This is a genomic window from Calothrix sp. CBUCES-K 9914, assembly GCF_059640475.1.
Genome location: NZ_JBXXZH010000112.1, coordinates 1 through 22507, shown reverse-complemented (window position 1 = coordinate 22507; position 22507 = coordinate 1). Strand labels below are relative to the sequence as shown.

At 38.9% G+C, this 22507-nt stretch carries 17 protein-coding genes and 1 pseudogene; 12 read left to right on the top strand and 6 right to left on the bottom strand.

Annotated elements, in window-relative coordinates; genetic code table 11:
- The first annotated feature begins 283 nt into the window (after window positions 1-283).
- The 3 genes from AC2JBO_RS23540 to AC2JBO_RS23530 all read left to right on the top strand — a co-directional run bounded on the left by AC2JBO_RS23540 (window position 284) and on the right by AC2JBO_RS23530 (window position 4622).
- Entirely contained in the window at window positions 284-1702 is a 1419-nt protein-coding gene (locus tag AC2JBO_RS23540; protein ID WP_496956060.1) for a sensor histidine kinase, read from the top strand.
- 345 nt (window positions 1703-2047) lie between these two features.
- Window positions 2048-3778, top strand: a complete 1731-nt coding sequence (locus tag AC2JBO_RS23535; protein WP_496956059.1) for a thiamine pyrophosphate-dependent enzyme — start codon at window positions 2048-2050, stop codon at window positions 3776-3778.
- Between the two features lie 190 nt (window positions 3779-3968).
- Window positions 3969-4622, top strand: coding sequence for a nucleotidyltransferase family protein (locus tag AC2JBO_RS23530; protein ID WP_496956058.1), 654 nt, complete (start codon window positions 3969-3971; stop codon window positions 4620-4622).
- Here AC2JBO_RS23530 and AC2JBO_RS23525 read toward each other — a convergent pair.
- The 4 genes from AC2JBO_RS23525 to AC2JBO_RS23510 form a co-directional block, all read right to left on the bottom strand.
- A complete protein-coding gene (locus AC2JBO_RS23525; protein WP_496956057.1) occupies window positions 4575-6557 on the bottom strand; it encodes a hybrid sensor histidine kinase/response regulator in 1983 nt (660 codons plus the stop codon). The two genes, AC2JBO_RS23530 and AC2JBO_RS23525, sit on opposite strands and share 48 nt — an antisense overlap.
- A 53-nt stretch (window positions 6558-6610) precedes the next feature.
- On the bottom strand, window positions 6611-8077 hold the full coding sequence (locus tag AC2JBO_RS23520) for a sensor histidine kinase (protein ID WP_496956056.1): 1467 nt from the start codon (window positions 8075-8077) through the stop codon (window positions 6611-6613).
- Between the two features lie 130 nt (window positions 8078-8207).
- Window positions 8208-8675: a response regulator gene (locus AC2JBO_RS23515; protein ID WP_496956055.1), complete on the bottom strand. Its 468-nt coding sequence runs from the start codon at window positions 8673-8675 to the stop codon at window positions 8208-8210.
- Window positions 8676-8677: 2 nt separating this feature from the next.
- Complete coding sequence (locus AC2JBO_RS23510; RefSeq protein WP_496956054.1) at window positions 8678-10243, bottom strand: sensor histidine kinase; 1566 nt, start codon at window positions 10241-10243, stop codon at window positions 8678-8680.
- Window positions 10244-10536: 293 nt separating this feature from the next.
- Here AC2JBO_RS23510 and AC2JBO_RS23505 point away from each other — a divergent pair, with 293 nt between their 5' ends.
- The 7 genes and pseudogenes from AC2JBO_RS23505 to AC2JBO_RS23475 all read left to right on the top strand — a co-directional run bounded on the left by AC2JBO_RS23505 (window position 10537) and on the right by AC2JBO_RS23475 (window position 18069).
- The gene (locus AC2JBO_RS23505) at window positions 10537-10704 is read left to right on the top strand and encodes a pentapeptide repeat-containing protein (RefSeq protein WP_496956053.1); all 168 of its coding nucleotides are present in this window, start codon (window positions 10537-10539) and stop codon (window positions 10702-10704) included.
- 702 nt (window positions 10705-11406) lie between these two features.
- Window positions 11407-11943 (top strand): pentapeptide repeat-containing protein, encoded by a 537-nt coding sequence (locus tag AC2JBO_RS23500; RefSeq protein ID WP_496956052.1) that lies wholly within the window; start codon window positions 11407-11409, stop codon window positions 11941-11943.
- A 32-nt stretch (window positions 11944-11975) separates the two neighbouring features.
- Complete coding sequence (locus AC2JBO_RS23495) at window positions 11976-14108, top strand: amylo-alpha-1,6-glucosidase (RefSeq protein WP_496956063.1); 2133 nt, start codon at window positions 11976-11978, stop codon at window positions 14106-14108.
- A 601-nt stretch (window positions 14109-14709) separates the two neighbouring features.
- Window positions 14710-16485: a fasciclin domain-containing protein gene (locus AC2JBO_RS23490; RefSeq protein WP_496956051.1), complete on the top strand. Its 1776-nt coding sequence runs from the start codon at window positions 14710-14712 to the stop codon at window positions 16483-16485.
- Window positions 16486-16933: 448 nt separating this feature from the next.
- A pseudogene (locus AC2JBO_RS23485) lies at window positions 16934-17141 on the top strand (hypothetical protein).
- A gap of 301 nt (window positions 17142-17442) precedes the next feature.
- On the top strand, window positions 17443-17685 hold the full coding sequence (locus AC2JBO_RS23480; RefSeq protein ID WP_019489515.1) for a type II toxin-antitoxin system Phd/YefM family antitoxin: 243 nt from the start codon (window positions 17443-17445) through the stop codon (window positions 17683-17685).
- Window positions 17686-18069 (top strand): type II toxin-antitoxin system VapC family toxin, encoded by a 384-nt coding sequence (locus tag AC2JBO_RS23475; RefSeq protein ID WP_496956050.1) that lies wholly within the window; start codon window positions 17686-17688, stop codon window positions 18067-18069.
- 18 nt (window positions 18070-18087) lie between these two features.
- Here the strand turns inward: AC2JBO_RS23475 and AC2JBO_RS23470 are convergent, their stop codons facing one another.
- Window positions 18088-19770: a DUF6745 domain-containing protein gene (locus AC2JBO_RS23470; RefSeq protein ID WP_496956049.1), complete on the bottom strand. Its 1683-nt coding sequence runs from the start codon at window positions 19768-19770 to the stop codon at window positions 18088-18090.
- A gap of 178 nt (window positions 19771-19948) precedes the next feature.
- A complete protein-coding gene (locus AC2JBO_RS23465) occupies window positions 19949-20620 on the bottom strand; it encodes a fasciclin domain-containing protein (RefSeq protein WP_496956048.1) in 672 nt (223 codons plus the stop codon).
- 120 nt (window positions 20621-20740) lie between these two features.
- On the opposite strand from AC2JBO_RS23465, the gene AC2JBO_RS23460 reads away from it, so the two are divergent.
- Together AC2JBO_RS23460 and AC2JBO_RS23455 are read left to right on the top strand one after the other, a co-directional pair.
- On the top strand, window positions 20741-21097 hold the full coding sequence (locus tag AC2JBO_RS23460; RefSeq protein ID WP_496956047.1) for a VOC family protein: 357 nt from the start codon (window positions 20741-20743) through the stop codon (window positions 21095-21097).
- A 24-nt stretch (window positions 21098-21121) separates the two neighbouring features.
- The gene (locus AC2JBO_RS23455; RefSeq protein ID WP_496956046.1) at window positions 21122-22420 is read left to right on the top strand and encodes a recombinase family protein; all 1299 of its coding nucleotides are present in this window, start codon (window positions 21122-21124) and stop codon (window positions 22418-22420) included.
- The last annotated feature ends 87 nt before the right edge of the window (window positions 22421-22507 follow it).

Sequence of the window (22507 nt, the reverse complement as noted above, 5' to 3'; positions counted from 1 at the left end):
CCCACCCTTCTAGGATACCGCTGGCGAATAGGGGGTAGTACCCATCATTTCATGAAAACAGGCGTGTAGAGACCGAACATGTAAGGTCTCTACATTTCCGGAAATGACGCAAAATCGTGATACTGAGGGGTCAAACCTATCATTCGCCAGCGGTATCCTTCTAGGGTGTGGGTGGAAGATATAAGTTATGGGAGCATCAACCATCCGTTACATCCGTTTATAATCCGTTGCCAATTGTACTCCAGATTCTTCGCATTGCTCCCTGAAAGTTTATACTTAATCTTTGACCTTTCAAACATCTTTATTAGCCATGCTTTGTATAAACGACTTATTAAAGCTGGAATTATTTCAATACCTGCCTCAACGTCGTCTCGACTGGGTGTGTACACGCGCGTCTCTTCTAGAACTCCAAGCAGGCGAAATTTTAGTTAGCGAAGGAGATACCGGACGGGGGTTTTGTATATTATCAAGTGGTGTTATAGGCATAACTCGGCGCAGCGAAGGGGTTGAGATGCCTGTAGGGCAACATCAGGCGCCACAGTTTTTTGGAGAAGTGCAGGTACTTACCGATGAACCTGTACCTGTAACATTGCGCGCTTTAACTCCATGTTGCTTACATTTACTCTCACCAGAAGATTTTTTAGAATTACTTCATGAATGTCGTGATTTTGAGCGTACCGTTTTTCGAGTTGTACAACAGCGCCTCGAAGGGTTAACATCATTTATTCGTCAGCGCGAGAAAATGGCGGCACTAGGTACATTATCTGCTGGGTTAGCACACGAACTCAACAACCCAGCAGCAGCAGTAGTACGTGTACTTCAAAATGTTACTCCTGCCCTATTGGAACTACAGCGTATGAATATGGTAGCAGGACAAAACCAAATTGATGAAGAACATACCCAAGAATGGCTCTCGGTGCGTGATGATGGTTATGACGCAATTCTTAACTCGCGCATTGATATTAGTACCATAGCTCAACGTGAAGACGAACTTCTCACTTGGCTCGAAGACTACGGAGTAAGAGAACCTTGGAAACTCGCTGAACCCCTAGCAGCAGGTGGAGTTGAAATTAGTACACTTGATAAATTAATCTCTAGATGGCGCCAGCACAAGAGTGAACTTCGAGATATGGGTATACGCTGGCTGGCACTTTCATTCGATGTTATGTCTATGATTAATAGCGGACTCAAAGGCGCCAAGCGTATTTCTGCACTAGTACAAGTCATGAAATCCTACTCTCATATGGACGAAGGCGCCGTACAGTTAGTAGATGTACACGAAGGACTAGAAGATACTTTACGGTTATATGCCCATAAACTAAAACACGGTATCCAAATTCGCCGTAACTACAATTGCAAAGTTCCGAAAATCATGGCCTACGGTAGTGAACTCAACCAAGTCTGGACAAACTTAATCGAAAACGCCATTGATGCAATTACTGACGCAGGTGTAATAGAAATAACCACAAATTGCACGACTGAAAAAATAAAAATTCAAATAACAGACTCTGGTTCAGGCATTCCGCAGGAAATACAATCACGTATCTTCGAGCCATTTTTTACCACAAAATCAATAGGTCAAGGTTCTGGTTTAGGATTAGAAATGATTAGACGCATCGTCGAAAACCGTCACCGTGGTGGCATCACCTTCACCTCAAAACCAGGAGAAACAACTTTCACCGTTTGTTTACCAATAACATAATTAATAAATGTGCCCTCCGTATTTCTGTGGTAAAAAATTCACCAAATAAGCAAAAATTTTATAAGTAAAGTGTGTGACGTTTTTGTAGTAGTGTTCCAAACTTAGCATGACATACGCCATTTTTAATGATGTAAGTAAATTTACGATTAAGTTTACTGCAAGAGCTTGTAAAATTTTACGCTAAATTCATCTTTAGCTATGAAAAATTTAAAACAAGTTGACACGCTTTACTTGTTTAATTCATACAATTTAAAAATAACATTTATCTTCAAAATACTTCAACCTTTATCAAGGTCATTTCAAGTACATTGGCAATAAAAGTCTAACTTTACAACATCGAATAATATGTTACTTACAGAAAAAGCTTCACAAAACCAGATATCCACCTTAACATCAACCCAAACAGTAGCCGATTCAATTGTACAAATACTTGGGGCGTTAGGAGTGCATAATGCCTTTGGCCTAGGAGGTGGCGCCATCGCTCCGGTATGGGAAGCTTTAGAAAAAAGTGCAATAGAAGTGCTGCACTTTCGGCATGAAGCAGGAGCAGCTTTTGCAGCAATGGAAGCATACTTTGCCTCTAATCGTCCTGTAGTTGTGTTTAGCACTACTGGCCCAGGCATCATTAACACTTTAACAGGAATCGCGGCCGCACGGAGTGAAGGAGCAAAGGTAATTTTAATATCGGGCTTTACTCCAGTAAAACATCACGGGAAATGGGCATTTCAAGAAACAAGTCCTTATACAATGCCAGCCGAAATTTTTACTGGCGGCTCTTTATTTAATTACGCACGCTGCATTCAATCAGGTTCAGAACTGCCAGAAATAGCTCAACAACTGGCAATTGGTCTAAATAGACCTGGCAGTTTTGTCGCTCATCTCAGTATTCCTGCTGATATTCAAACCAGCCTTATTCCCAATCCTAATATCAAACTGCAAAATCCTAAATTACCGACACTTATTCCAGATAAACAATTAATTAATAAAGTTGTTAAATTATTAACCGACGAATCCTTTGCTATCTGGCTTGGTTTCGGCGCCCGTGATGCAGCGTCTGAAGTACTTGAGCTTGTGGAAAAGACAGGAGCAGTAACGATGTGTTCGCCTCGTGGTAAAGGCATCTTAAGTGAACATCATCCTCAATTTATTGGTGTAACTGGATTTGCTGGACATCAAGCAGTTTTGGACTATATGAAATTCTCCTCTCCTCAACGCATTCTCGTCTTGGGAACTCGTTTAGGAGAATTTACCTCGTTTTGGACAAAAGAGATGATACCACCAAAAGGTATTATTCATGTAGATATCGACCCACTTGTTCCGGGAGTCGCTTATCCATCAGTCGATACACTTCCTGTAATTGCTGATATCAAAATATTTTTAAGGGAATTACTGAAAAAACTACCTCTAAAACCAAGTTGGTCTCAACAAACACTATCATTACGCCCTAGTCATTGCCATAACACCTACGAAGAAAAAAGCATTAGCGTTGATGAAGCTTTAGTTAAACCAAGTGTATTGATGGAGAAAATTCAGGAAGTAATCGTAGAAGGTACTGATGCAATTGTAATGGCTGATGCAGGTAATTGTCTTGCTTGGGCAATTCACCACCTCAAATTTAATACGCCAAAGCGCTGGCGAGGAAGTACTGGCTTCGCTTCGATGGGATCTGCGACTACTGGAGTTGTTGGCGCCACTCTTGTGAGTGAGTCTAAAGCAGTAGTAATAGTTGGTGATGGTGCAATGTTAATGAACAATGAAATTAGCACAGCAGTTCAATACAATATTCCTGCTGTTTGGATTGTTCTTAACGACGCTTGTTACAACATGTGCGCCCAAGGTACAAAAAAACAAGGATATACTAACATCAAAACACAAATACCACCCACAGATTTCGTTATGCTTGCACACAGTATGGGCGCCGATGGTGTTTGTGTAGAAAACGAGTCTCTAATACAAGCAGCACTATTACAAGCAATGAGCGCAAAAGTTCCATTTGTTATAGATGTTAGAATTGACCCCACCGAAATGGTGCCAATTGACACAATAATAAATAGTCTAATTGCACAAATTGCTTAACAACGTCATTAGCAGCTCGTAGAGACGTTACATGTAACGTCTCTACATGTATCATCTAATACGTAATATGCTGTAAATGTTGCCGAATAATTACTCGATACTCTTCTGTATGCGTGAACTACGGTGGATTTGATTTTGGATACACCAAAGTAAACAGAGTTATAATTATCGCATAATCAAAGCAATATTAATGAATAACTCATCCGTTGTATCCGTTGCCAGCTTACAACCAATTGGTATAGTAATATTAGCAGCAGGCGCCTCAACTCGTATGGATACGCCAAAGCAGCTACTACACTTTCAAGGACGTAGTTTTTTACGTCACACAACAGAAATTGCTCTAGCTTCCGTTTGCAAACCTGTTATAATTGTATTAGGAGCAAATGCCTCGCAAATTCGCAGTGAAATCGACACACTTCCTGTTACTATTGTAGAAAATAAAGATTGGCGCCAAGGAATGGGAAGTTCAATCCAAACGGGTATCAAAACGCTTGAGCATGATAGTAATATAGATGGTGTTATACTTTTACTTTGTGACCAACCATTCATTTCTGTAGATATTATCAATCAACTGGTAGAAGCTTTTTATACTACCCAAAAACCAATTATAGCGAGTGAATACAAACAAACTTTAGGAGTACCTGCACTTTTCAGTCGTCAGATTTTTCCAGAACTAATAAATTTAAATACAACTTCCGGCGCCAAACAAGTTATTCAAAAACATGAAAAACTAGTACATAGATTTTCTTTTGAACTAGGCGCCATCGATATTGATACACCACAGGAATATAAACAGTTAAACATCCAAAGTATTATTAGTAATGAGACTAATCACATTAACTAAATCATTAGGTTCAATAGGCTTTGATATACTAGCTTGAAATCCCGCTTCTAACGCTTTATGATTCGATTCACTGTTTTTATAACCAGTAATAGCCAAAGACTTCAAAGGTTCATTCCACTCTAAACCAAGTGTTTTAGCTTCTTCAAGCAACTTATAACCATCTTTTTCTGGCATTACCAAATCGCTAATTAAAATATCGGGTTTCTTAGTTTGTAAAATTTCTAAAGCTTGTGTAGCGGAACTAACCGCAGTCACTATGGCGCCTTCATTTTCCAACAGCATTACTAACAACTCTAAACTATCAAGCTCATCATCAACTACCAGCACGTTTAACCCTTTTAATGAAACATTAGCACTATTTATACTTACTGCTTGTTTCTCGATTCTCGCATCTTCTGTATTTACTTCTCTATTTAATAATGGCAGCTGAACAGTAAAGCTAGCTCCCTGGTTTGTACCAGTACTACTAGCTTGAATACTACCACCGTGCATTTGAACTAGCTGTCTAACTATCGTCAACCCTAACCCTGCTCCTTGATGCGCGCGCGTTCGAGAAGCATCTTCTTGACGAAATTGTTCAAACACGTAAGGAAGAAATTCAGGGTTAATACCCTGTCCAGTGTCACTAACAGTAATTTGGAGAATATCCATTTCCCCACTTTTACTCACATCCAGACAGACTTCAATACTTCCATAAGCAGGAGTAAATTTAATTGCATTGGAAAGTAAATTCCAAATTACTTGGCGCAACCTGCATTTATCACCTAAAACCTCTATACTCGAATGATTAGATATATACTCTAAACTAATCGACTTCGCGTCAACCGCTAAACGCGCGCTTTCGATAGCATCTTCTACCACAGATTTTATATCAACAACTGTACGGTCAAGTTGCATTTGTCCAGATTTGAGACGCGAAATATCTAAAATTTGCTCAACTACACTTTGCTGTCGCTTTAAGTTACGTTCAATAACTTCTAAACGTTGGTTGCGAGTTTGTTCATCAAAAGAATATTTACGCAGTAAATTTGTCCATCCCAATATTGAATTTAACGGTGTACGCAGTTCATGGGAAGCTATCGCTAAAAACTCATCTTGAATACGATATGCTTGTACTAACTCTTCAGTATATCTTTGTTGTGCAACTTCACGTTCTTTTCGGTCAGATATATCCAATACGATACCACTAGCTCTTATAGCTTGATTTGAGTCATCGTAAAAAAAGTGTCCTTTACTAGCTATCCAATGAATAGTATTATCTGGCCATACAACACGAAATTCTTGATTAAAATCAGTATTATTTTCTAAAGCAAACTCTAAAGCTTGACTAATTAAAGTTCTATCCGATGGATGAACACAAGCAATAAACTGTTCATAAGTTCCATCATAACTCCCTCTATCCAATCCAAACAACCGTTCGTGATTTTGATTCCAAATGATAGTATTAGTAATTAAATTCCAATCCCAAATGCCTAAATTAGCAGCGTCTTGTGCTATTCTAAATCTTTCTTGGTGTTCGTAGAGTAATTTTTGAGTTTCTGCATAACTTTCTTGTATTCTCTTTTTTTCTAAACATTTTTCAATCGCAATTACAAGACGACGATAATGCTGTCTTTTCAAAACATAATCATCCAAACCTGCTTTCATTGCTTCGACTGCAACTTCTTCGCTACCGCTGTCTGTAAACATAATTACAGGACAATTAGGATATTTATTTTTGATTTCTCTAACTATTGTTAAACCATCAGTCCAACATAGCAGATTATCAGTTACAGCCAAATCGAAATTTCCTGCATTTAACACTTCTTCAAATTCGTTTTCGTTTGTTACTTCCTCTATAACTAAATTTTGATGAGAAAATTTTTGTTTTAATTCCCGCGCGGCAAGGTAACGATCATTAGGATTATCATCTATAAGAATAATACGTGATAGCATTTTTTTATTTTAGATTTTGGATTAATTAAATCCTATTATATATTTATATGTAACTAAACAGAAGGCAGTTGTATCCAAAACCTGCTACCCTGACCTAACTTTGAGTCAACACCAACAGCACCTCCCATTCTTTCCACTCCTTTACGAACCATAGCTAAACCTATACCCGTTCCTGGGTAAGCTTCAATCCCATGTAGACGTTCAAACACACCAAAGATTTTTTCATAGTATTCTGACTTGATTCCAATACCGTTGTCTTCCACCCAGAGGATGAAAGAATTTTGCTCATTTTCTGCGTGAATTGTCACTTTTGGGGTAACATCAGGAGCAACAAATTTAATCGCGTTAGATAAAAGATTGGTAAAAATTTGTACACATGTTGTATAATGACCTAAAGCTGTAGGCAAAGAACCAATTATTATTACTTCTGCTTGCTGTTGTTGCAATTCTTCTTCCATTTGCGCTAAAACTTGAGTTACTATATTATGAATGTCGATAGCATCTAATTGCAGTTGTGTACGACTTAGTTTACTATAGTCCAAAAGATTTTGAATTAAAGTATTGGTAAGTTCAGCAGCAGTGACGATACGAGTCAGATAATTTTGTGCTTTCGCGTCTAAAGAAGAAATATAGTCTTCTAATAAAGCTTCAGCAAAACCTTGAATGCTTCGCAACGGCGCCCGTAAATCGTGAGATACTGAATCAGCGAACATTTTCAACTGTTCGATAACACCTTGTAAATCAGCAGTTCGCTCAATAACTCGTAGTTCTAACTGTTCATTGAGTTTTTGTAAAGCGGTTTCAGCTTCTTTACGTTCAGTGATATCCTCAATTAGTCCCTCGATCAACGGTTCGTCTTCTGTAGTAATCAAAGTTTGAGAAAGCTTCACCCATCTAACTGTATCATTTTGATGTAGAGGAATTTCATAAAATTGATATTGTACAGTAGGATTTTCATCCTGCCAAAAAAGAGTACGCAAGTCAAGCATTTCAGCACTCGATATCGTCTCCAAATTCAAAAGACGTAAAAAAGCATTATTACCTTCCAATAAACGACCTTCGCTAGTACAACGAAACACACCAACGTTTAATTTATTCAGGAGTGACTGTAAACGATTTTCAAGACGTGACACTTGATGTTCTGCTTTAGCGCGCGCTAAAGTAGAGCGAACAGCAAGCGCTAAACGCAAATAGTGCTTCTGAGACTTAATAATATAATCATCCAGCCCATTTTTCATTGCTTCCACAGCTACTTCTTCGTTTCCAGTGCTAGTAAACATAATTACTGGACAACTAGGATAATGTGACTTCAGAGTCAGGAGTACGCGCAAACCATTACTCCAACAAAGTTGGTAATCAGTGACAACCAAGTCAAAATGATTTATTGTCAAAGCATGTTCTAGCTGTAATTCGTCGGCAATTTCAGTAATTTGTAGTTTAGAAGAAAATTCTCGCTCTAATTCTCGACGTACAAGCAAGCGGTCATCTGGGTTATCATCAATTATAAGAATATGGGGCATTTAGAGATTTTGGATTATGAACTGAAGACTATTGGTACAGATGCAGCAAACATTATCTTACTACAAGCGCACTCATAACTCGTGAGTCAGGTGCGTGACGCTATTAGATGCTAGCTTCGTTTCGGAATTGTTATAGCGTCACGCACCCTACTTCTGGAGGTTCATTGTCTACAAACCAGTATAAGCTTAAAGTTTCTACCATTCTTCTTAATGCTTTAATACTACTTGGTTTAACTAAGTAAGAATTGGCGCCTAGTTCATAAGCTAAGTTGACATCAGCAGGTTCGCGCGAAGCGGTGAAAAAGACCACAGGTAAAAGTTTAAGATGAGGTTGTCGTCGAATCCAAGCAAGGATTTCATGTCCGGAACGGCAGGGTAATTTCAAGTCTAGTAAAATTAATTTGGGTATAGGGAAGCGTTGACGGTCTGCGTATTTACCAGCACCACTAAGGTATGCAATTGCACTATCTCCGTCATCAATAACTTGCAGCGAGACATTTATCGAAACATTTAGGTCTGCCTTTTGAAACGCGCACTGGGTCAAATAAACTTCGTTTGGGTCATCTTCCACGAGTAAAATGGTGTATAGCGTAGTCATACTTACCTGCCAGCATCTCTTAATTCAATCCAAAAACTACTGCCTTGTCCCAAAACTGACTCAACACCAACACGACCCCCCATTCTTTCAACACCTTTACGAACAATAGCCAACCCAATACCAGTACCTGGATACCGCTCAATTCCGTGTAAACGTTCAAAAACGTTAAAGATACGTCCATAGTGTTCAGCTTTGATACCAATGCCATTATCCCTCACCCATAACCTTATCCATCCAGAATTTTTACTTTCTGCCCATATCAGTACCTGTGGTTGTTCACCAACCTTTACAAATTTAATCGCATTAGTTAGTAAATTGGCAATTACCTGCGCTAAAGTATTGCGGTGTGCTAGAACTGTAGGTAAAGGCGCCTGAATTGTAACTTGAGACTGGTTTACTTTGAGGTCTACATCCAAATGAGTCATTACTTCAAACAATATGTTATCTAAATTAACAGGCTGTAAGTATAAATCAGTACGGCTAAGGCGACTGTACGATAATAAATCTTGAATCAGATTTTCTAAACGCTGGGCAGAATTAAGAATACGATTGATATATGAGTTACCTACTTCGTCAAGTAGCTTACCATAATCTTCTGCTAATGCTTCCGCAAAACCCTGCATCGCGCGTAACGGTGCCCGTAAATCATGAGAAACTGTATAAGCAAATGACTCTAATTCATTGTTAGCTGTCTGTAACTGAGATGTACGCTGCAAAACTTGCTGCTCTAAAGTTTCCGTCAAATGCCGAATTTGTTCGTGTGCAAGTTTTTGCTCAGTAATGTCTTCTGTAATACCAACATAATAATTCAGCACTCCTCTTTCATCCCGAATTGGAAAACCTCTGTCCCATATCCAACGCTCTTGACCATCGGGACGAATAATCTTAAACTCTATATTGGTAAACTGTCCATTTTTTTGTTGCTCCAGCTTGGCAACAACACGCTCATAATCTTCTGGATGTACTGCATCAACCCAAGAAAGTGGTTGACTGTAAAGACTTTCACAAGAACGCTGCCAGATTTTTTCATAAGCCTTATTTGCATAGAAATGTTGACTTGAATCTGGACTCGCAATCCAAATAACCACCTCAAGATTATCCGCAAATAAACGGAATCGTTTCTCGCTTTGAGTCAAAGCTACTTTTATAAACTGTTGTGCGAGTCTTAATTCTGACTCCAAACGGTTCTGCTCAATTACTTTGTGAACCGCAAATCGTAAATAAATACCATCGATTTTTTCTTTTATCAAATAATCATAACTTTCTTCATCTACATGCGCCGCTTCCTCCTGAGATATTAAAATTGCGATAGGTATATTAGTACTCAATGCGTCAAATTCTGCCTGTAATTGGTCGATAAATGTCCGCGCGTTCATATCGGGCAAAACAAAATCGAGTAAAATAACGTTGGGTTTTGCTTGCTTGCATAACTTCAACGCAATACGTGCTGACTCTGCCTGCAAAATTGTAAATGTATATTGTTTATCTTGCAGCAGGTAGCGGCGATAAATTTGTCGGTCTTCGTAATTGTGCGAAACAATCAGAACCGTCTTTTGATTCTGTATCATTGCTACCTATGTAATGTTTTTATAACATTTGAGAGTATATCCGCATCTGTACTGTTGCATTTAAATCAGTACCGATTGGTTTTAATAAACAAGTATTAATGCAACTATAGTAACAAATCTAAAGAAATCTTAAATCTTTCTAATTGAAGGTACTTGATAATAATCGTCTAACCAATTATGAATAAACCCGTCTATCATACATCCAAAATCAGTAGGGTGTGTGACGCTACAAACATTTTACAACGAAGCGCAATACTAGTAGCGTCACGCACCGACTACAAGCTGACATACTTATGCTCAACACCGAACTTTTAGACCAATATGCCGCAGGTAAGAGAGATTTTACCGCCATAGACTTGAGTTCCGCTTCACTCGAAGGCGCCAATCTAGCTGGTATAATATTAGACAATACTGCATTAGACGGTGCCAATTTAAATAGAGCAAATTTAGTCTCTAATTGAAGGTAGATAGCTTTTTTTAAATACTCCCTGATTCGTAAACCCGGTTCATTATATACCCAAAATCAGTCTTTAGATAGAGTTCGATTTGAATTAACTAAGCAATGTAATCAGAAAATTTTTTTGACCAGGAATTTGACTATCCAGGTTTGAAGTATCTGGAAACAATAAACAACTATCTCTGGGTAGGAAAAATTTTAGTCGCTTCAGCTTTCAATAATATATTATTATTGTATTAATTTATACAGTAAACCATATAGAGACTGAATATATTTGGTCTCTACATTTAGATTTTTATTAGTGATTTAGAACAGCCCTATTTTATTGAATTAACGTAGGGTGCGTGACACCACTAAAATTCTAAAACGAAGCGCAGTGATTTGTGGTGTCACGCACCGACTCATGGTTGTGACAGTATCGTAAGTCCTGATAAATTTAGTTGTAATAAAATAACCATCAGTGATATGTATTATGTATTAATCATTTTTACGTAAATACCGAAGCAAAGGTGAGTTTTTGTCAAGTACAAACTCTGGTTACAATTCTTTTCTACGTGTTTTTCGTCAAATAATGGACTGCAATGCACAGGCGGGACACCTATGCTACAAATAGCAAATTTTTCTCTAAAATAACTATCTATGGGTAGGAGATTTCTCGGTAATTTTATGGCTTAATTGAGCCACTGTAACCCTTACTTACATACTTATGCTCGGCACAGAACTTTTAGACCAATATGCCGCAGGTAAGAGAGATTTTACCGCTGTAGACTTGAGTGAAGCAGAACTCGAAGGCGCCAATCTTGCGGGTGTAATATTAGACAACGCTACATTAGACGGCGCCAATTTGAATGGAGCAAATTTAGTCAGCGCGAGTTTAATAAGCGCTGATTTAAACGGAGCGAACTTAACGAATGCTGATTTAACTGGTGCCAATTTAGAAGGGGCAATATTAGAGGGAGCAATATTAGAAGGGGCAATATTAGACAGCGCGAACCTGAAACAGTCAGAACTTACAGTAGCAAAAATGATAGAAGCTGATTTAACAAGTGCTGATTTAACCGAAGCAAATTTGAGTGCAGCAAACCTCGATAAAGCTGACTTAACTGGAGTTGACGCGCGGCAAGCTGATTTAAGTAGCGCTAATTTAACAAGTGCGGATTTAAATCAAGCAAACCTCAATGGTGCAAATTTGGAAGGCGCCAATTTAGAAGGAACCATTTTAGATGATACTAGTATTGATTAATACTAAATAAGAGAAATTAAAAAGACATGAACATGCGAGTTACCGTTGGTCCCCCAACTTTAACAATCAACCACGGCAGCACTTTTATGGTGACTGACTTAGATGGACAGATTAATCCAGAAAAGTTTTTGGGTATTTTCACTAACGATACTCGCTTTTTAAGTTACTATGGGTTGTACGCAGATGGTACATCTTGGATTCTTTTAAGGTCTACAACACCAAGATACTACGCCGCGCAACTATATCTTACAAATCCCGAATTGACAACTGAAGATGGAATTATTCCAAAAGGTGCCTTATCACTAACTGTTGGTAGAACAGTAGAAGGAGGTATTCACGAAGATATAGACATAACAAACTATAGTACAAAGCGAGTCAACTTTAATTTAGAAATAGCTTTACGTTCAGACTTTGCCGATATATTAGAGGTGCAGCAAGGGAAGTTTGTACGTCGAGGATGTATTGAAACTAGATGGGATGGGCAGGGTAATGAGTTACATACGACTTACAAAAACAAAGATTTTTATCGCAGCTTAATTTATCAACCCCTTAACTACACATCCCAACCTCATTATGCCAACGGTCGGGTTACATTTAAAGTCGTATTAGAACCGGGAGAAGGTTGGCACACCTGTGGTAATTTTATTCTAGTTTTGAACGAGTTAACGCGCGAACCTTTAAATATATGTTATGACTCTGCTGTAAATGCGGAAGTTAACTCTAAATTAGAACACTTGAATCAGACATGGTTAGAGTCTGTTACCGAACTAACGACAGCAAACGAAGAAGTTTATCGAATATACACACAATCTGTAAGAGATTTAGCGGCGTTGAGACTTTATGATTATGATTTAGGTGATGATATTTGGCTACCTGCTGCTGGTGTTCCCAAGTTTGTAACAGTTTTTGGACGTGACAGTTTAATCGCTAGTTTACAGACTACAACGATTCATCCTGGCTTTGCACTCGGCGCCTTAAAAAAGCTATCACAGTTACAAGCAACGACGTGGGATGATTGGCATGATGCAGAACCGGGTAAAATACTGCATGAAATACGGCAAGGTGAATTAGCGCATTTCCAAAAGATACCTCATACACCGTATTATGGTACAGCCGATGCAACTGTATTATATTTAATCGTTCTGCATGAAACATGGAAATGGTTAGGAGATAATTCGTTACTTAGGGAGTATCGCGACACAGTATTACGTTGTTTAGAATGGATTGATGATTATGGTGACTTAGACGGAGATGGTTTTCAAGAGTATAAAACTCGTTCGAGTCATGGTATAGAGAACCAAGGATGGAAAGATTCAGGAGATGCAATTGTGTATCCTGATGGTAGCAAAGTTTCGGCGCCTAAAGCCTTGTGCGAACTCCAAGGTTATGTATATGATGCATGGATACGCATGGCTGAAGTATTCGACGCTTTAGATGAACGTTCGTTTGCCAAATCCTTACTTAGCAAAGCATCCCAACTCCAAAAACAGTTTGAAGAACACTTTTGGTGTGATGACATAGGTTATTATGCGTTCACGCTTGACAAAGATAAAAAACCAGTTAAAACAATAGCTTCAAATCCAGGTCACTGTTTATGGAGTGGTATTGTAAGTAAAGAGCGCGCGAGTCGTGTAGTTGAAAGACTTATGGCGCCAGATATGTTTACAGGTTGGGGAATTAGAACATTATCAGCAGAAAATCCTGCATTCAATCCATTTTCCTACCATCTTGGATCAATTTGGCCACATGACAATGGTATTATTGCTCTAGGCTTCAAAAAATATGGTTTTACCGAAGAAGCCGCTCGTGTCGCGCGAAGTATATTTGAAGCTGCCAGTTATTTTGCATCTTACCGTATTCCAGAAGTATACGCAGGAATAGAAGCAAACAGTGGCGCCTTTCCAGTACCTTACATCGAAGCAAACGTACCCCAAGCATGGGCAGCAGGTTCAGTATTCCAACTATTACAAGCGATACTTGGTCTAACAGCTGACGCACCAAATAACAAACTTCACATTAACCCATGTTTACCAGATTGGTTGCCAGAAATCACATTACGTCGTTTAGAAATAGGTAAAAGCAAAGTTGACATAAAATTTTGGCTAGCTGACGGACGCACACACTGGGATGCCTCAACAATATCGGGCAAAATACAAATTGTGTAAGGTGGGCATTGCCAACCATACAATTTCAAATAAACCGTAGACGACAACATATTAATCAAAGTTCCCAACAAAAATGAAAGATACAACAATCACTCCAAAGATAGATAAAAAGAAATTTTGAGTGTCCTAGCCATAGATAGATGTAATGAAATGGTCATAAAAGCTATTAAATATATATAAGCTTAGATAACTCTATTATCAAGTCGTTAAATCATTATTGAGCGATTTCATAGACAGTTATCTACTACAACATCACAAAAGCAGGTTTAAAAAGAAATGAATTAATATTTATGTATTAACGTATTAATAAAAAATCCTTACAAGCAACTAGTATCAAAGAAGCCGTGGTAAAAATCATGGTAATTTATTATCATTACCCTTCCTTGTTTCTACTTTGCTGTTTGTTTATTAAAGTTTTTTATTTCGCTCAACTTACACTTTGCACTTGTCGCGCATCCATCTCACACACAGCTAGTAAAAATCAACTCACCTACACTCCTCATCTTTAGAGTACATGGAAACTATAAAGGAATTTAGGATTTGAGCGAGTCGAGAATAGCGCAAGGTATTAATTTAGCCATTTCAAAAGGAGTGAATCTGAATGTTTAGTCATTTGTATCGGTTATTAGCAAGTTCTATAATGGTAATGGGAGTATCGGTTGGTGCAGTTAGCCCATTAGTGATTTCGACCTCAGCCCAAGCCCAGCAAAGAGTATCTGGTAGAGCATCTGATTTGATAGTCCCATCTCAAAAACTATCTCAAACACCAACTCAAGAAACACCAACACCAACTCAAGAAACACCAACACAAACACAGGGAACACCAACACAAACACAGGGAACGGCCAACTTTCCAGATGTTAGCCAAAGTTACTGGGCACGTCCTTTCATCCAAGCGCTTGCAGAAAGAAACATAATTGCAGGTTTCCCTGATGGTACTTACAAACCTGACCAACCTGTAACGCGCGCGGAATTTGCGGCAATTATTCAAAAAGCTTTCAATCAAAACCGGGTAAGACAGTTACCAGCAAATGGTTTTAGAGATATCCGTTCCAATTACTGGGCAGTGCAGGCAATTACAACAGCTTACGAAACAGGATTTTTATCTGGTTATCCCGATAATACTTTCCGACCAAATCAACAAATTACCAAAGTACAAGCAGTCGTTTCATTAGCTAGTGGTTTGGGCTTAACTGGTGGAGACACAGCAACGCTTACAAACTACTTTACAGATGCAAACGCTATTCCAACCTATGCAGTATCTCAAGTTGCCGCAGCCACACAAGCAAGCGTCGTTGTTAATTACCCAGAAATCAAAGTCTTTAATCCAGAAGTACCATTAACGCGCGCGGATGCAGCAGCACATGTGTACCAAGCATTAGTAAGACAAGGAAGATTGCAACCCATTGCAAGCAACTTACCTGCGGCTAACTATATTGTAGGTAGTACTCAAACTGGTGGTACACAAACTGGTACAAATCCAGGTGGTACTCAACCAGGTACTGACATTGTTTCCACAGCATCAGCAAGTAACTCATTTACAGTTTTAGCTTCTTTGTTAAAAACAGCAGGTTTAGCAGAAAGCTTGCAACAGGGTGGACCATTCACAGTATTTGCTCCTACAGATGAAGCATTTGGACGATTACCAAAAGAAACTCTAGACCGCTTACAGCAACCAGAGAACCGGGAAACTTTAATCAGACTTTTAACTTATCACGTTGTACCTGGACAGTTAACAGCGAGTCAATTAAAAACTGGTGACATCAACACTGCTGAAGGTAAACCAGTAAACGTTAAAGTTAATACATCTGAAAATCGAGTTACAGTCAACAACGCTCAGGTAACTAAGGCAGATATTGCCGCTAGTAACGGTGTTATCCATGCCATCAACAGAGTTTTAGTACCATCTGATGTCAGCTTAAACCTAGGTTCACAAGGACAAGCTAGCGTTGAGCCAGGTCGTGCAACCCGTGGTGGTAGAAGCTATATTGGCGCCGCAGGAAATATTGGTTTAACTGGAGGTGGAGTACTTGGTATCGGTAACTTTGCGGTGATTAGTAAAATAGGCTTAACAGATAACTTCTCTGTGCGTCCCGGCGCCGTATTTGGTGATAACACAGTTGTATTAGTTCCAATAACATTTGACCTAGCTCCGCGTTCAGCAAACCCCACAGGAGATCGAGTATTCGCAATATCTCCTTATATTGGTGCAGGTGTCGCCATTGAAACCAATAACGATACCGACATTGGACTCTTACTAACTGGTGGTGTAGACATTCCCATCGCATCTAGGTTCACACTCAACGGCGCCGTAAATGCAGCATTCCTAGACAGCACCGACGTAGGCATACAAGTAGGTGTAGGTCTCAACTTCTAATCTCTTGTGGCACAGGCATTCGGCGCCTGTGCATACAATAATTAAACATTTTTCGGCGCCTATTCACAATTACAAACAGGATATGGGAATATAATCTCTGTGCAATTAATATCATGTCCGGTTGATTGCCTACAATATAGTAGAGACTAAACATGTTTAGTCTCTACGTTGGTTTTATTATGGTTATGCTATAAAGACACCATATAACTAGCACTGCTAAAATGCATTCTAAGAGGATGTTTGAAAAGTCTAAAATTATACTGTAGCTTTATAAAATCCCCCCAACCCCCCTTAACAAGGGGGGCTAGAAACGCTCTTTTCCCCCCTTATTAAGGGGGGCTAGGGGGGATTAAACTCAGGATTATGTGTTAAATATTACTTTTCAAACAGCCTCTAAGAGCAACCGAACCTCCTTATAACGTCCAAATCCCAAGTACATAGTAAAGCGATGCTTTTCACACCAAAAGAGCAACTTAATAAAGAGTCAGCCGAAGTCCGGAGTGGAACGTTTGCCTGAACGAATTCAAGCTGCCTTAGTTGCGCGCGCTACTGAAATAAATTATCCAATTGAAGCAATCATTGAAATGGCAATTGCTAGCTTCCTTGATACAGAAGCATTAGGTTTTGCTGATTGTAAACCAGGACGCGGACAATAAAAACCTTATAAGTAGTCGGACAAAATTAATTACATAAAATTAGACTTGAAACCCTTATCCAGCCTAGAAACCAAAGTGTAATTATTTCTGCCTAGGTACTTAGTTATATTTTACACGAGTGCAAGTCTTTTACCACAGAGACACAGAGTTCACAGAGGAAATTGCTTTAAAACAGGCGCCATATTAGCAACAGATTATAAACGGATGTAACGGATGTTAGCCTTAACATAGATAGACTTGCACTAATAGAACAAGAATAGTAAACTTAGTTTATAGACTTAGTTTACTAAACCGTAGAATTGTGGAAACAGTAAATATTCATCAAGCAAAGACCAATCTCTCGCGACTTTTATCGCGCGTTGAACTTGGAGAAGAAATAATTATTTCAAATCGAGGTATTCCGGTTGCTAAATTGGTGCCGTTTCGCTCCTCATCAAATCGACTGAGTAGTTTAGGGTTAGACAAAGGGCGTTTTGTAGTACCCGAAGATTTTAACGCTCCCTTACCCGAAGATATATTAGCAGCGTTTGAAGGTGACGCTTAAGTGAAACTATTGCTGGATACACAATGTTGGTTATGGTGGTTTACCGAACCAGAGCGTTTGAATGAGGACACAATAACCCAAATTGCCGATGAAGCGAATGAATTATGGTTTTCCGTTGCTAGCATTTGGGAAATAGGCATAAAAGTTTCTATTGGAAAACTGCCACTACCGGAACCCCTTGACACTTATATTTCCAGTCGGATGGCAGAACTCGGAGTTCAATTGCTTGACATTAGAGCAAGTCATGCTGTGAAAGCTTCTTCATTGCCTTTGCATCATCGAGACCCCTTTGACAGAATGTTGATTGCACAGGCGATAATTGAGGATATGACGCTTGTAACTGCTGATTCTATGTTTAGGCAATACGATGTTGCCATTCTTTAAACCGTTAGCAATGTATTGCTAACCGCCATCTGCATATAACCTATTAGAGGCGCCTGGATTATAGTTTAAGCGTAAGCAGCCAAACTGCTCCATCATATCTTCCCATGTCAGTCTTTCTTCAGATGCTAGTCGGTAAACACCAGCTTCATAACTCTCTGCAATTGTCAGCATCATAGTTGTTAGGCTATTAAAAGCAAGGTTAACATCACCACTATCACAGCCAATATGAAATACAGGTGCAGTATCTACTTGGTTAGTCGTTCCTGGTACAGCAAAATACTCACCTTCAAACTCAAAAATCGGAAACAAATAAAGTGGTTCACCTCCATTAGAACGCGCTTCCAGCCAATAACCATGATTCAACCCCTCTGATATTTCCAGAGCCATATCCAAATGCCAGAAGTAATGGTAAACAAAAATACTAGCTTCTGAATTTGTTCCGTTACGCCAGTGATACAAGTCATATACCTCTTTTGGCACTTTAAATGGTAAATTACTGAGTTTGGACTCGATTTCTTCGTAAGATAAGCCTGGTAAAAATCCTTCAGTATACGAGGGAGCGTTGTATTGTAGCCAATAAAAAATCCTCTCGCTTGAATCTATTAGCAGTGCTTTTCTAATTTCATAAAGATTGTGGTATGTAGATACTGTATTACAATAATTTATTAACGCATTAATTCGAGCTTCTTGCTGGTTATGTAATATAGTATAAGCAACCCAAAAATCAGAACTTTCAGTTTGTTGTAATACTTGAGCTAATAAATTAAGATTATCAATTGTTTGAAAGTTCTGATATATTCGGTTAAAGCCAATATATTGAAGTAGCAACTGTCTTAAATAAGCATGGTTTTCTTCTAACAACCAGCTTACAGATAATTGTTCAGAAGGAAGTTGTTCTATTATAGCTTGGCGCAAACGAAAATCAGATTCTTCTAAATACCATTGAGGTTGCCATTCTTGTGGTGTAACTGAGTTATATTTTTCTGGCATTAAGGCGCCATAATAAGCATATACATTAAACTCATCAGCAAAAACAAGTGCAGGTTCTCCTACCGCATGAAGAAAGTTTTGCTCGTTTATACAAATTTTTGTAGGTGGTTCGCAAATAATGCAAACTCTTTCAAAGGGAAAAATTGTTCCACCTAGAGTTAGTAGAGCTAGAGAAGTTTCCCACTGTGTTACATTATGTGAACAATTTAAAACAGAGATGCAGAAGTCAAAATAACAATAGCTGCCAGCTAAAGAATCTGGAGAAATATTATTATAGAAACGGCTAATTTCTACTTTTGATGTATATAATAATTCTGTTTCTAGTTTGCGGTTAAGTGGGCTAAATAATTGACTCAGGTAGCTTAATGGTTGATAAAGCTCTTTTTTTAAATACGCATCCAAATTTGAATCAAATTCTTGGGGAATTGAGACTATCCATTTATTATGATGTTGTACTTTCTGGTTAAGCTTACTTCCTACAGGCCGTGTTGCTGTACCCGAAAGTTCTAATAATCCTTCGTAAGGGCTATTCACTACAATAATATCAGGTTCTCTAAATGCGTTAGAGGTGTAGGCTGCTTTCACTGCTTCTATTGCTTTTTGTTGGTCTAGTCGATGAGTTGATAGTGCAATTTGGCGCCATTTTTCTATATATACTGGTATTAATGCTTTTTGTTCTGGCGTTAGTGTTTCAATTTTTTTATTGGGCATAGTGAATGGATATATTAATTACAAGCTTTCAGCCTCCATTATACGTATAATTACTCAATATAGACTCTCCTAACATTCAAGAAAAAGTTTAAAAGTAACGTAATGAACGGACAGGCGAGACGCCTATCCTACGGGGACATCCGTTCATCCGTTACATCCGTTTTATCCGTTGCCAGTGTTACTTAAAGCCAGGTGGCAAAATCACCTTATCAACCACATGAACAATACCATTACTTGCAGGAATATCAGCTTGCACAACTTTGGCGCCATTAACAGTAACTGCATTGGCGCCTGCATTAACAGATACCTTAACAGATTGACCTTCTACAGTTTTCACATTTCCGGTTTTAAGTTGACTTGAAGTAACTCGTCCGGGTACAACGTGATAACCAAGAAGCTTAACTAATTTTTGCTTATTTGCTGGCTTCAATAAATTGTCCACAGTACCTGTTGGTAAAGCATTGAAAGCTGCATCTGTAGGCGCAAACACTGTGTAAGGTCCAGTCCCACTCAAATTTTGCTCTAAACCAGCTGCTTTAACTGCCTTCGTTAAAATTGTGAACTGCCCTTGACTTGCTGCTGCTTGTGCTAACTGTCCTAAATTTTCACTTCCTGTCGAGGCACCTGTAGTTGGAGTAGGTGAGGCAGTTACAGTTTCTGTCACAGTTGGTGTAGCGGTGACAGTCGGAACATCAGAAACCGGTGAAGTATTAGAACTAGGTGTTTCCGCAACAGAAGGAGTAGTCGTATTATCTGCTGTTGGTTGTCCACAAGCGGATAACGCTACAGCACTACCTAATACTACTGCACCTAAAAATGTTTTTCTAAAAAATCCAAGGTTAAGTGTCATAGTTTCTATGAAATTCATCGTATTTACAAAAGTTAACGAATGGATTTACAAATGTTGTCTGTCTAATGGCATAAATAAAGCATGAACAACATCTTTGTTGACACATAACCTTCAGAAATCATGCAACTAACAGCTTTACATACAGCAATTCTCGTCACTGACTTAGAAAAAGCAGAGCATTTCTACGGTGAAGTATTAGGACTAGTAAAAATAGACCGAGTAATGAAGTTTCCAGGTACGTGGTATCAAATTGGAGACTACCAACTTCATCTAATTGTGGCGCCATTCGTCGTAAATCAGCCAAAACACGAAAAATGGGGACGCAACCCCCACATAGCTTTTTCAGTTTCCGACTTAGATGCCGCTAAACAGCAGCTATTAAATTATAACTTCCCAATTCAACCAAGTGCGTCCGGGCGCCCAGCAATTTTTACGGCTGACCCGGATGGGAATATCATCGAGTTAGGTCAAAGATAAAATAGTCATTAATACAGGTAGACTATGGCTGTTTTTGCATATTCCTATACCGACCCGCTTTTAGACGTTGCTCCCGAACCAAATAGTTGGGGATGGGAAGTTGACCGAGTTTACGAGGACTTAGGAAAACGTTCTGAACTGCAAAAATTACTCGCTGACTGTCAAGATAACCCACCGCAATATCTTCTGATTCGTTCGTTGCAAGAATTAGGAGATAATTTAGAGCAGGTTAGTGTCTGTATAGCCAAATTAAAAGCTCTAGGAATTACCTTGGTTGCAGTTGAGCAAACTTATAATTCTTCCGACAATACACTTAATCAACACATAGAACTAATAAATTTAATACAGCAAATTCAATATACTCTACGCAGTCGTCGAATTCGTCAAGGTCATGCCCGCAAGCGTCTTGATGCGGCGCCTCCTCCTGGTAAAGTTCCTTACGGATATCGCAGAGGTAAAGCTAAATACATAGTTGACCGAACAACAGCACTCGTCGTCAAAGACTTTTTCGATAACTTCCTGCTTTATGGTTCATTGCGAAATGCAGTAAGGTACATAGCCAAAAAGTACAACAAAAAAATTTCTGTCACCACAGGAAAGCGGTGGTTAACAAACCAGGTATATCGGGGCAACACAGCATACCAAAACGGTGATATTATCTCTGGGACACATGTACCAATTATAAACAAAGAAGAAGCAGCACAAATAGATAGATTGCTGCGTCGCAACAGTCGTTTAAGCACACGTTCCGCTTCAGCACCTCGTTCTTTAGCAGGTTTAGTAACTTGCAGCGAATGTAAATCCAACATGACAATTACGCGCGTTACTATACGTAAACAAACAAAAGAATATCTATATCTACGTCCCATCAACTGTCCCAAAAAACCCAAATGCTCGTCAATTCCATACGAAGAAGTATTAGGGAAAACGATTTTGGTTGTATGTCAAGACTTACCAAAAGCTATTGAGGGAGTAAACTTTCCCCAACTCGATGCAATAAAAAGTCACTTAGGACAACAAATAGCGCGCGCATCACAAATCTTAGAACAAATTCCCGAACTAATTGAAACAGGCGTTCTAGACGAAGAAACAGCCAAACTGAGAACATACAAACTCCGCATAGAGATTTCAGAGCTACAAGCAAAACTAGCAACACTTCCCCCCGTCAACCTCCGTTCAGTAGCGCAAGCAGTATCAATACCCCAATTTTGGCTAGACCTATCTGAGTCAGAACGAAGATTTTACCTCCGCGAATTTATTAGAGAAATCGAAATCGCGCGTCAAGATAACACCTGGGAACTAAAAATAATATTCATTTTCTAGTGGGTATTGTGGAATGGGCATCCTTGCCATTAGCGTCAAGTTAAGCTAAAACCTACTACGTCACCTCCAATTCGCAATTCGCAGTTC